10 protein-coding genes are annotated in these 12,009 nt (G+C 39.5%); 8 read left to right on the plus strand and 2 right to left on the minus strand.

Going from position 1 to position 12,009, the window contains the following annotated elements; genetic code table 11:
• The first annotated feature begins 62 nt into the window (after positions 1–62).
• From I6F45_RS09175 to I6F45_RS09185, 3 genes are all read left to right on the plus strand, one after another.
• Positions 63–740, plus strand: a complete 678-nt coding sequence (locus I6F45_RS09175; protein ID WP_002957838.1) for a TIGR00153 family protein — start codon at positions 63–65, stop codon at positions 738–740.
• Between the two features lie 39 nt (positions 741–779).
• Positions 780–2,048, plus strand: a complete 1,269-nt coding sequence (locus tag I6F45_RS09180; protein WP_007586466.1) for an inorganic phosphate transporter — start codon at positions 780–782, stop codon at positions 2,046–2,048.
• An 82-nt stretch (positions 2,049–2,130) separates the two neighbouring features.
• Complete coding sequence (locus I6F45_RS09185) at positions 2,131–3,051, plus strand: hydrogen peroxide-inducible genes activator (protein WP_165727119.1); 921 nt, start codon at positions 2,131–2,133, stop codon at positions 3,049–3,051.
• Positions 3,052–3,075: 24 nt separating this feature from the next.
• Here I6F45_RS09185 and I6F45_RS09190 read toward each other — a convergent pair whose 3' ends face one another.
• Complete coding sequence (locus I6F45_RS09190) at positions 3,076–3,288, minus strand: hypothetical protein (RefSeq protein ID WP_002957835.1); 213 nt, start codon at positions 3,286–3,288, stop codon at positions 3,076–3,078.
• A gap of 180 nt (positions 3,289–3,468) precedes the next feature.
• The gene (locus tag I6F45_RS09195; RefSeq protein WP_165727120.1) at positions 3,469–6,000 is read right to left on the minus strand and encodes a two-component system response regulator; all 2,532 of its coding nucleotides are present in this window, start codon (positions 5,998–6,000) and stop codon (positions 3,469–3,471) included.
• Between the two features lie 187 nt (positions 6,001–6,187).
• Between I6F45_RS09195 and queA the strand changes: the two genes are divergently transcribed.
• The 5 genes from queA (at position 6,188) to secF (ending at position 11,727) form a co-directional block, all read left to right on the plus strand.
• On the plus strand, positions 6,188–7,219 hold the full coding sequence (gene queA / locus I6F45_RS09200; protein WP_010554380.1) for a tRNA preQ1(34) S-adenosylmethionine ribosyltransferase-isomerase QueA: 1,032 nt from the start codon (positions 6,188–6,190) through the stop codon (positions 7,217–7,219).
• Between the two features lie 183 nt (positions 7,220–7,402).
• Positions 7,403–8,530 carry a tRNA guanosine(34) transglycosylase Tgt gene (tgt, locus tag I6F45_RS09205; RefSeq protein ID WP_007586471.1) on the plus strand — a complete coding sequence of 376 codons (1,128 nt, stop codon included), beginning with the start codon at positions 7,403–7,405 and terminating at the stop codon, positions 8,528–8,530.
• Positions 8,531–8,555: 25 nt separating this feature from the next.
• A complete protein-coding gene (gene yajC / locus I6F45_RS09210; RefSeq protein ID WP_007586472.1) occupies positions 8,556–8,891 on the plus strand; it encodes a preprotein translocase subunit YajC in 336 nt (111 codons plus the stop codon).
• 19 nt (positions 8,892–8,910) lie between these two features.
• A complete protein-coding gene (gene secD, locus I6F45_RS09215) occupies positions 8,911–10,770 on the plus strand; it encodes a protein translocase subunit SecD (protein ID WP_010554381.1) in 1,860 nt (619 codons plus the stop codon).
• A 9-nt stretch (positions 10,771–10,779) separates the two neighbouring features.
• The gene (gene secF / locus I6F45_RS09220) at positions 10,780–11,727 is read left to right on the plus strand and encodes a protein translocase subunit SecF (RefSeq protein ID WP_007586474.1); all 948 of its coding nucleotides are present in this window, start codon (positions 10,780–10,782) and stop codon (positions 11,725–11,727) included.
• The last annotated feature ends 282 nt before the right edge of the window (positions 11,728–12,009 follow it).

A 12,009-nucleotide genomic window follows, 5' to 3' on the forward strand; every position in this document is an offset into this window, starting at 1 on the left:
ATCTTGGTTAATACTGTAAAATTCATGCTGCAAAGCATATCAATTTGATTAAAGGGTCAGTTATGCCTACAAACGCGTTTTTAGGAGTATTTGCAAAATCTCCTATCAAACCAATGGAAGAACACATCAAGAAGGTTCATCAAGCAAGTAAAGCTTTGATACCTTTTTTTAATCACGTATTTAAAGAAGAGTGGGTACAAGCAGAAGAGCTTCGCATCACTATTCGCAATTTAGAACGTGAAGCCGATGATATGAAAAGAGATATACGTTTACAATTACCGCGTGGTTTATTCATGCCGGTAGAGCGTACAGATCTTCTCGAACTAGTAACTCAACAAGATAAAATTGCCAATAAAGCAAAAGATATTGCAGGGCGAGTGATTGGTCGTGAAATGACCATTCCAAAAGTTATGCAAGCTGATTTCTTAGCTTACTTAACCCGTTGTGTAGATGCGACTAAACAAGCATCTAAAGCAATTAATGAATTAGAAGAATTGCTAGAAACGGGTTTTAAAGGTCGAGAAGTCACCTTAGTAGAAAAAATGTTAGTTGAATTGGATGCCATAGAACAAGACACGGACGAAATGCAGATAAAAGTACGCCGCCAGCTACGTGATGTAGAGGGTGAGTTAAATCCAATTGATGTTATGTTTTTGTACAAAATCATTGAATGGGTTGGCGAGCTTGCAGATATTGCAGAGCGCGTAGGATCACGTCTTGAGCTGATGTTAGCTCGTTAATTTAAAATCAGTTCAAACACGAAAGATTAAGGTTTTACAATGGATATCATTGCATCTTACGGCACGGTATTAATTTTAATTGCCGCAGCAGTCGGCTTTTTTATGGCTTATGGTATTGGCGCGAACGACGTAGCGAACGCCATGGGCACATCTGTAGGTTCAAAAGCGCTAACAATCAAACAAGCTATTTTTATAGCGATGATTTTTGAATTTGCAGGCGCTTACTTAGCAGGTGGTGAGGTTACATCAACAATTCGTAAAGGAATTATCGATGCCGCACCATTTGCAGACATTCCTGAACTTATGGTTCTGGGTATGATTTCGTCTTTATTTGCAGCGGGTGCTTGGTTATTAATGGCCTCGTTCTTGGGTTGGCCAGTATCAACGACTCACTCAATCATTGGTGCAATCATTGGTTTTGCGTTAGTTGCTGTTGGTACTGAGGCGATTCAATGGGATAAAGTAGGTGGTATTGTTGGTAGTTGGATTATAACGCCCGCCATATCAGGCTTTATTGCATACTTAATATTTATGAGTGCACAAAAACTTATTTTTAATACAGATGCACCACTAAAAAATGCTAAACGCTATGTACCACTTTATATGGGTTTAGCAGGTTTTATAATGGCCTTGGTTACAATTAAAAAAGGCTTAAAGCATGTTGGTGTTGATTTAGGTGCAGCCGAAGGGTACGCCTTAGCAATAGCTGTAGCAGTTGTCGTTGCTATAATTGGTAAAATTGCTATTTCTCGTTTAAATATCGATCCAAAAGCAGATAAACAAATGCAATTCAACAATGTTGAAAAAGTGTTTGCTGTTCTTATGGTATTAACAGCATGTTGTATGGCCTTTGCACATGGTTCTAACGATGTTGCTAATGCAATCGGTCCACTAGCTGCTGTTGTAAACATTGTTGAAAACAATGGTGAAATTGCTAAAAAAGCGGCTATTGCTTGGTGGATTCTACCTCTAGGTGGTTTTGGTATTGTTGCGGGTCTTGCTATTTTGGGCAAAAAAGTAATTAAAACGATTGGTGAAGGCATTACACATTTAACGCCTAGCCGTGGTTTTGCTGCTGAACTAGCCGCTGCTTCTACCGTTGTTATTGCATCAGGTACTGGTATGCCAATCTCTACTACTCAAACCTTAGTGGGTGCGGTATTAGGTGTAGGTATGGCACGTGGAATTGGTGCACTTAACATGGGTGTTATCAGAAACATTGTAGTTTCTTGGGTAATTACATTGCCAGTTGGCGCTGCCCTTGCTATTGTTATTTTCTACGTACTAAGAACCGCATTTGGGGTTTAACAAAAAAGTACTCAAAGACTTTTAGCTTGAAAAGATCTCAATGCCCTAGGTGTTGGGGTCTTTTTATTTGTGGAAAGAAAAAATGACCAATCTTCCAAGTATCAAACAGCTACAGTATTTATTAGCTGTTCATCAACATCAGCACTTTGGCAGAGCTGCCAGTGCCTGTTTTATAGGGCAATCTACTTTAAGCAGTGCTATTCAAAATCTTGAAGAAACGTTGGGTTGCCAGCTTATTGAACGCGAAAATCGCAGCCTTATGTTTACCAGTATTGGTGAAGAAGTTGTTGAGCGCTCTCGTAAAATAATTAACGATACAATTAGTTTAAAAGAACTCACTAAAAGCTTTTTAACACCACTGAGTGGTAAATTAACAGTGGGTGTTATACCTACAATTGCTAGCTTTATAGCGGCTCCTCTGTATCACTTTTGTAAAGAAACCTTTTGTGATTTAGAGTTGGTATTAATAGAAGATACGAGTGATAAGCTACTGGATAAACTTGAGCATGGGCATATTGATTTAGCGCTACTTGCACTGCCATACGAAACCGATAAATTTCATACACAAGTATTGGCAAAAGATCAGTTTAGTTTAGTGCACCATAAGGACTACAGCGCTGCAAAGGGCATAGTCGACTTTAATCTATTACCAGAGGCTAGCGTATTCTTACTCGAGCGTGAGCACTGTATGACAGGCCATGCGCTCAGTGCATGTCATTTAAACCGTGCTAGTTGTATTAACCCATTTGAAGCAGCAAGCTTGCATACATTATTGAGTATGGTTGAGCATCAGCTCGGGGTGACTTTTTTACCACAAATGGCGATTAACGCCGGAATTTTAGATAATAAAAATATGGTGGCAACACCATCACAAAGCGATGCATATAGAGATATTGGCATATTGTGGCGTAAAACTACGGGGCGGATCCGCGACTTTAAATTATTTAGTCAACAGCTTGAGATATTTTTAAAGCGCCAATGTAGTTTAGATTTTTCTAAATAAGAATAGGAAATGAATGAAAGCAGCCTATAAAGGCTGCTTTTGATTTTGAAGATGGCTTTCAAAAGGCTCAAGTTCGGGTAAAAATAGTAAATAAATCCATACCACCAAGTTAAAGTAAGGCACGCAACCTAATACAGTAAAAACCTTAACTGGGTAGCCTTTAATATTTGCGTAACGATAGCACTGATACGCGATTGCAAAATGTATAATCAGTAATAACATAACTAGCTGTGTCATACCTTTCTCCTTAAAAGCTTAAATAGCTTTGAAACCCACTATAAATATCAGTACTACGCCGCCAAAAGGTAATGTCATGTTTTTAAAGTGAAATGCGTTAAAATGCACGACATTTTTATTTGATACTGAAAGTATAGGCAAGAAAGGTAATATTGGTAGTAACAAATTGTTTAATTTTGTTTATTTTGGGCTAGCTTGTTGTTGGTAAAACGTTTTATTTTTTGAAATTTTTTCAAGTTCATCTTTTACTTTTTCAACAGGTATTGGGCGTGCAATAAAGTAGCCTTGTCCATAATCAACACCTATCTCTTTTAGTGCAAAAAATATCTCTTCGTTTTCAACGTACTCAGCTACAGAGCGCTTATCGAGAGACCGACTAATATCATTTATTGCTTTTACTAACGCTAAGTCTATAGGGTCATTAAGCATGTCGCTTACAAATGAGCCATCAATTTTTACATGCTGTGCTGGAAGCTGCTTTAAATAGTTAAATGTACTAAAGCCAGTTCCAAAATCGTCAATAGAAAAATGACAGCCTAAGCTATTAAGCTTCTCAATCATTTTACGAGTAGCTTTTAAGTTGTTAATACTTGCTGATTCAGTTATTTCAAAAATTATCCGCGAAGGGGGCACGTTATACTTTTCAAGGTTTGATTCAATTAATGGCAATAAGCGTTCATCTAAGAATGATTGTGCTGACAAATTAATAGCAACTTGGTTTAACTCTGGGTGCTTAGATACACAAGCAACGGCATTACGTATAACGCATTGATCCATCAAAAATGTGTCGTTAAGCATCTCTAAAGAGGGAATAAATTGATTTGGGTACACAAGTTTACCTTTGAGTTTTAAGCGTAAGAGCGCTTCAAAATAAGCAACTTTACACTCTTTAAAATCCCAAATAGGTTGGTAATGCAGTTCAATATTATCTTGCTGCAGTGCTTGTCGAATTTCGTGACCCCATTCAAGCCCAGTTTGAAGCGTATTGTTTTGAGCGTCCTCTTTTGAGTAGCAATGTACTAAGTTACGCCCTAAATTTTTGGCAATATACAAAGCAATATCGGCTTGTTTTAAACATTCATTAGGATCATTGTTTTGTATCGTAATTTGAGTTAAACCGATAGAGCAGCTAATTGTGTATATCTGATCTTCTGATTTAAAAGCATGTTTTTCTATTGCGCTGCACACACCTTCAGCAATAAGGTGTGCATCCAGTAAATTCATATCGGTAAGTATGACTGCAAACTCATCGCCGCCTATTCGGCACACCAAATGGTCTTCGCCAATATTTGCTTTAAATAATTGCGCGACTTCTTTTAATACTATGTCACCTTGGTGGTGACCTTTGCTGTCGTTTATTATTTTAAAGTGATCGAGGTCAATATAAATAACAGCATGCTCTATGCCATCATACGTGTATTTATCTTGGCATATTTTATTAAGCTGTTGATCAAAGTAATAACGGTTATGTAAACCAGTTAGTGGGTCATGGTGTGCTAAATGACGTAGTTGAAGTTCTGCTTGCTTTCGTTCGTGTATGTTATCGATGGTTGCGGTGATAGTTGCGTTATTACGACTGTTTTTTATTAGCTGTAACCTGCATTCGACCCAAATTAAGTTGCCATTTTTATGGGTGAGTTTTACTTCTATTTGTTGTTGCTGCTCGCCACCATGTAAAATGTCGTTAATAGTATAGTTTAGTCTTCCCTTATCTTCATTATTACAATAAGTACTTAATGGGGTTTGTAGCGACGATTTAACACCAAAGCCACTTAAAGTTTCCCATGCTGGGTTAATAAAACGAATATTACCTTGTTGATCAAGCTCTAAAACAACTGTATTTAGATGTAATAAAATGCGTTGATGAGCCGAAAATAACTCTTTGTAACGCACTTCGCTCACGCTTAGCTGCTCTACTTTGTAAGCAAACTCAGCATAACTCACCATAAAATCTTCACGTCGTGCGGCGTGGTCACACACTTTATTTAAAAATGAAGGGTCGTATGGGGCTCTAATAAAATCGGTAACACCAGACAGCAAAAGCTGCTCAGCGTAATCAGCATCATCACTTTCTATAATCGTAACAATAGCTTGTTTAGAATTGTGCTGTAGGATTTCTTCAACGAGTACACTTGAGCTCTCTGCACTTGATGTAGTGGCATCGAGTAGCACAATTGAAAACTGCTGTTGGTTGTAAGCGTTTAGTGCTGCTTTGGCTGAGGTAACGTGAGTAATAGCAAAGTTTAACTTTAACTGTTCACTAATTTTGTCGGCCGTATTTTGAAGCGGCTCTAATAGCAATAAATTTAGTCGGCTACTTTTTTCTAAGTGCGTAGATAAAACATTCGCAAGCACTTGAGGAAGCATGTCTTTATGTTCAAACGGCAGTACAGCATCTATTCCGTAGCTTCTGGCTGTTGTTTCGGCAATACGCTCACAGTAAATTGGCGGAATAAGTAAAATTGGGGTGTTTTTTGGTGTTTTTAATAATCCTGAGCGGATCATCCTCGAAAAGCGCCAGCCGTCAATTTTCCCAACATTAATGCCCGTTATTATAATATCAACAGGGTGTTGTTTTAAAAGCTTTAAAGCTTGTTGGCTATCTTGCGCATCAATAAAGGTAAATACATTTAAGCTATCTAAAGTGCCTTTAATCGCGCGACGTTCAGCACTACTTGCGTTTAATATTAGCAATTTAAGCTGGTTTGGCACGTGTTGAACACCCCTAATGTAACTTATAATAATTCAGCCGAACAAGAATAGTGACATTTAACCATAAGAACAAGAAAATTTAATGAGAAACACGCAAACAAGATATTATAAGTTTGGCTGATTTCTTGAGCTTAATATCCGATACATATACACTTGGCGCGATTTTAAATGATGTGGATTACTAATTATGCGCGTGGCTGACTTTAGCTTTGACTTACCTGATGAATTAATAGCTCGTTTTCCTAAAGCGGACAGAACTAGCAGCCGTTTACTTACTTTAGATGGCCCAAGCGGAACTCTAGAACATAAAGTGTTTAGCGACATACTTGATTTAGTAAACGAAGGCGATTTGTTAGTCTTTAACAATACACGCGTAATTCCAGCACGTATGTTTGGTCAAAAAGCCTCTGGCGGCAAAGTTGAGGTGCTTGTAGAGCGAGTGCTAGATGAACATCGCGTACTTGCGCACGTACGCGCGAGCAAGTCGCTTAAGGTTGGTAACGAAGTTATTCTAGAGGGCAAAGCCAAGGCAATAATGGTTGCACGCCACGATACATTATTTGAGCTTGAGTTTGATCATAGCCAAAACGTGCTAGATATACTTAATGATATTGGTCATATGCCACTGCCTCCTTATATTGACCGACCTGATACCGAAGCTGATCGCGAACGTTACCAAACTGTTTATGGAGAAAAGCCAGGTGCAGTTGCTGCGCCAACAGCGGGCTTACATTTTGACGATAAGTTAATGACGGCACTAAAAGATAAAGGTGTAAACATGGCTTTTGTTACTTTGCACGTTGGCGCCGGTACTTTTCAGCCAGTACGAGTGGATAGTGTTGATGAGCATGTAATGCATTCCGAGTACATTGAAGTACCCGATGATGTAGTTGCTGCCGTTGCACAAACCAAAGCAAGTGGCGGGCGCGTAATTGCGGTTGGCACAACATCAGTACGCTCATTAGAGTCGGCAGCTAAAGTTCACGGCGGCAAATTAGATACGTATTTTGGTGATACCGATATATTTATTTTTCCGGGTTACCAATTTAATGTTGTTGATGCCATGGTCACTAATTTTCACTTACCAGAATCAACGCTTATAATGCTAGTCAGCGCTTTTAGCGGACAAGACAATATTATGGGTGCATACAATACGGCAATTGAACAAAAATACCGATTTTTTAGTTACGGTGATGCGATGTTTTTAACACGTAAGTAACCATTTATTATTTAATACTCAGTAAAAAACACTAAAAACCCCAGCAACGAAGCTGGGGTTTTTGTTTAGCATAATAAGCAAAACTGAATTCATCGCAGCTAATAGTATTAATGAGGCAAAAAGGGTAGAATCGAGCGGTTAAATTATAGCTTGTTGGACTGTTTTTCTGACATTGAGGATGATATGAAATTTGAATTAGATTGTACTGACGGAAAAGCGCGCCGCGGCCGCTTAATTTTTGACCGCGGTGTAATAGAAACACCTGCATTTATGCCTGTTGGTACTTACGGTACTGTAAAAGGTATGACGCCAGATGAAGTAAAAGCCACTGGTGCGCAAATATGTTTAGGTAATACCTTTCATTTAATGCTTCGTCCAGGTACTGAAATCATTAAGCAACATGGTGATTTACACGACTTTATGAATTGGGATTTCCCAATTTTAACTGACTCAGGCGGCTTTCAAGTCTTTAGCTTAGGCGCAATGCGTAAAATCACTGAAGAAGGCGTGTTATTCCAATCTCCAGTAAATGGTGATGAAATTATGATGTCGCCTGAAAAGTCGATGGAAGTACAGCGCGACTTAGGCTCAGACATCGTTATGATTTTTGACGAGTGTACGCCATATCCAGCAACTGAAAAAGAAGCTAAAGATTCTATGGAGTTATCTCTTCGTTGGGCTAAGCGCTCAAAAGAAGGGCATGGCGACAATCCATCTGCTTTGTTTGGTATTATTCAAGGTGGTATGTACCCAGAATTACGTGCACAATCGCAAGCAGGCTTAGAAGAAATTGGCTTTGATGGCTATGCATTAGGTGGTCTATCAGTAGGCGAGCCTAAAAACGAAATGATGAATATTCTTGATCATTGTGCGTTTAAAATGCCAGAAGACAAACCACGCTACCTTATGGGTGTAGGCAAGCCAGAGGATTTAGTTGAGTCTGTTCGCCGTGGTATTGATATGTTTGACTGTGTTATGCCAACACGTAATGCGCGTAACGGCCATTTATTCATTACCACGGGTGTAGTAAAAATACGTAACGCAGTACATAAAACAGACACAGGGCCACTTGACCCTGAGTGTGATTGTCATACGTGTGGAAACTATTCACGAGCTTATTTGCATCACCTTGATAAATGTAACGAAATTTTAGGTGCGCGACTAAACACAATTCATAACTTACGTTACTATCAACGTGTTATGGAAGGTTTACGTAATGCAATTAGCGAAGGTAAATTAGAAGAATTTGTACAAGATTTTTATGCTCGCCGAGGCCAAGACGTGCCAGAGCTAGTAGATATAAAAAATTAAACTTTAAAATTAAAGAGGAAGTATCATGAGTTTATTTATTTCAAATGCACACGCAGCAGCTGGTCAACCTGCGGCAAGCGGTGGTTGGGAAATGCTAATAATGTTAGCTATTTTCGGTTTGGTTTTTTACTTTTTAATCTACCGCCCGCAAGCTAAGCGCGTTAAAGAGCACAAAAGCTTAATGAGTATGATGGCTAAAGGCGATGAAGTACTTACCCAAGGCGGTTTAGTGGGTAAAATTGTGAAGATTTCTGAAGAGAAAGATTTCATCGTTATCTCTTTAAACGAGCAGGCAGAAGTAACAGTACAAAAATCTGCAGTATCTGCAGTATTGCCAAAAGGCACAATGAAGTCGCTATAAAAATAATAAGGACGACCCCGTGTTAAACAAGTTTCCAGTTTGGAAGTATTTACTTGTTTTAGCTGTGGTAGCCATTGGCCTTTTATATGCCTCTCCAAACTTGTATGGTCGCGATCCGGCTATACAAGTTTCAGGTGCTAAAGGCGCTGATGTCGATCTCAGTGTTGTAGACAAAGTAAACGCAATCCTTGAAAAAAATAATGTAACCGCTAAATCGACAATACTTGAAGATGGGCAAATTTTAGTTCGTTTAAAAAATGTTGAAGAACAGCTTAAAGCGCATGATTTACTGCGTGATTCGCTGAGCGACGATTACATTTCTGCTATTAATATGGCACCTGCTCAACCAGCTTGGTTAAAAGCGGTTGGTGGTAACCCTATGAAGCTAGGTCTTGATTTAAGTGGTGGCGTACATTTCACCATGGAAATCGACATGGCAACAGCGGTTGATAACCAGCTTGAGCAAATGGAACAAGATTTCAGAAGCGATTTACGCGAAGAAAAACTACGCTACCGTAGTGTTCGCCGTGTAGCTGGCTCTGATCGTATGCGTGTAGAAATGCGTACCGAAGCAGATAAAGACGCAGCAGAGAGCTTCTTAGAAACTCGCTACCCGCTGAATGTCTATATTGATGACAGCAGTAACGATAAAGCATTTTTTGCGACAATGAGTGAGCAAAAACTCAAAGAAATTCGTGACTACGCTATCAAGCAAAATGAAACGATTATTCGTAACCGTATCAACCAAATTGGTGTTGCAGAACCTAACGTACAACGCCAAGGCGCTGAGCGTATTATTGTTCAACTACCAGGTATTCAAGACACAGCACGCGCTAAAGAAATTTTAGGCGCAACAGCAACACTTGAATTTCGTGAAGTAGACGAAAACGCTGATATTAGCGCTGCTGCTCAAGGTCGTATCCCTGCGGGTACTGAAATGATCATGAGCCGCGACGGTTACCCTGTTGTACTTAAAAAACGCATCATCCTCGAAGGCAGCCATATTACTGGCGCGCAATCTGGTGCAGATGAATACCAACGCCCGCAAGTAAGTATTACGCTTGATAGCAAAGGTGGGGCAAAAATGAATGCCTTTACCAAACGTGCTATTGGCAAACGTATGGCAACGGTATTTATTGAGTACAAGCCATCAGGTAAAAAAGATGCAGACGGTAAAGCGCTTCCGCCTATTAAGGTTGAAGAAGTTATTAACGTAGCAACAATTCAAGCACGTCTTGATCGCTCGTTCCGTATTACAGGTATCGATAACCCAGCTGAAGCACATAACTTAAGTTTGCTACTTCGTGCAGGTGCGCTTGTAGCACCAATTCAAATTGTTGAAGAGCGCACTGTAGGTCCAAGTTTAGGTCAAGAAAATATTGAAGCGGGTATGACTGCGGTTGCACTTGGTTTTGCGTTTGTACTTGTGTTTATGCTTGTGTACTACAAAGGCTTTGGTATGGTTGCAAACCTTGCGCTTGCGGCTAACTTAGTACTGATTGTTGGTGTTATGTCTTTAATTCCAGGCGCGACACTTACGCTACCTGGTATTGCAGGTATTGTATTAACCGTAGGTATGGCAGTTGATGCTAACGTACTTATTTTTGAACGTATTCGTGAAGAGCTGGCCGATGGCCGCAGCCCTCAACAAGCGATTCATTTCGGTTACGATAGCGCATTTAGCACTATATTTGATGCTAACATCACCACGTTAATCGCTGCCATTATACTGTTTGCAGTAGGCACAGGTCCGATTGCGGGCTTTGCAGTGACACTTGCGATTGGTATTTTAACTTCAATGTTTACAGCCATTGTTGGTACCCGTGCGGTAATCAACTTATTTGTTGGTGGTAAACGTATTGATAAACTTTCGATTTAAGGAGCTGACATGCAAATTTTAAGTTTGGGTAGTAGAACCCTTCGTTTCATGTCTCTTCGTAAAGTGGCTATGGGTTTTTCGACGTTATTAATTTTAGCGTCGTTTGCATCAGTTTTTGTTAAAGGTCTAAATTTTGGTTTAGATTTTACCGGCGGTACTGCGGTAGAAGTTGGTTTTTCACAGCCAGCAGACCTTAAAAAAGTACGTGCTGCGCTAGCTGATAATGGTTTTGCTGATGCATCGGTACAATTATTTGGTTCTAGCCAAGAGATTTTAGTTCGTTTAGCACCGCGCGGTAGTGATGTAAAAGCCGAAGTAATTGGTAACCAAGTAATCGATGCGCTTAAAAAAGCTGATGACAGCGTAGTAATGCGCCGTATTGAGTTTGTGGGCCCAAGTGTAGGTGAAGACTTAAAAGAGCAGGGTGGCCTTGCCATGTTAACTGCACTTATTTGTATCTTAATCTACGTTGCATTTCGTTTTGAATGGCGCTTTGCTGTGGGTGCAGTAGGTGCACTACTACACGATGTTATTATTACTGTGGGTTTATTTTCGATATTAGGTTTAGAGTTTGATTTAACTATATTAGCGGCAATTCTTGCGGTAATAGGTTATTCACTTAACGATACGATTGTTGTATCTGACCGTATTCGTGAAAACTTCCGTAAAGTGCGCATTGACGATACTGTAGAAATTATTGATATTTCACTTACGCAAACACTTAACCGTACACTTGTAACCTCAATCACGACTATTTTAGTATTGATTGCTTTGTTTGCATGGGGCGGACAAACCATTCATGGCTTTGCAACTGCATTGCTGTTTGGTGTGTTTATTGGTACTTATTCTTCGATTTATGTTGCGAGTTCTGTTGCTATAGCAATGGGCGTAAGCAAAGAAGACTTAATACCAGAAGTAATTGAAAAAGAAGGTGCAGACCTAGACGCAATGCCGTAGTAGAGTCTCATTAAATAAAAACCGCTCCTATGAGCGGTTTTTTTATACCTGCAATTTATTAATTGTTCAGGCGTCTAAGTTTTCATTAGCGGATGTAACAGTGCAAGCTTACGAAAACAGTGCTAACTTTGTAGTGTGAATCGGTAGGACCTTTTTGCAATAATATATAAATCGCCATAGGTTAAGTCACCGGCCACTGAGGCTAAAATAAGCCAAGTGTTATCGCTCTAGTTATCTATTTATTTATGTGCTCAAGGGATGCTTTAGAAGTGTTTAGCCTTT

The organism is Pseudoalteromonas sp. SWYJZ19 (assembly GCF_015864375.1).
Lineage (GTDB): Bacteria > Pseudomonadota > Gammaproteobacteria > Enterobacterales > Alteromonadaceae > Pseudoalteromonas > Pseudoalteromonas arctica.

Coding starts and splice junctions, on each gene's coding strand:
- I6F45_RS09175 (WP_002957838.1), top strand. CDS start 63: ATGCCTACAAACGCGTTTTTAGGAGTATTTGCAAAATCTCCTATCAAA.
- I6F45_RS09180 (WP_007586466.1), top strand. CDS start 780: ATGGATATCATTGCATCTTACGGCACGGTATTAATTTTAATTGCCGCA.
- I6F45_RS09185 (WP_165727119.1), top strand. CDS start 2,131: ATGACCAATCTTCCAAGTATCAAACAGCTACAGTATTTATTAGCTGTT.
- I6F45_RS09190 (WP_002957835.1), bottom strand. CDS start 3,288: ATGACACAGCTAGTTATGTTATTACTGATTATACATTTTGCAATCGCG.
- queA (WP_010554380.1), top strand. CDS start 6,188: ATGCGCGTGGCTGACTTTAGCTTTGACTTACCTGATGAATTAATAGCT.
- tgt (WP_007586471.1), top strand. CDS start 7,403: ATGAAATTTGAATTAGATTGTACTGACGGAAAAGCGCGCCGCGGCCGC.
- yajC (WP_007586472.1), top strand. CDS start 8,556: ATGAGTTTATTTATTTCAAATGCACACGCAGCAGCTGGTCAACCTGCG.
- secF (WP_007586474.1), top strand. CDS start 10,780: ATGCAAATTTTAAGTTTGGGTAGTAGAACCCTTCGTTTCATGTCTCTT.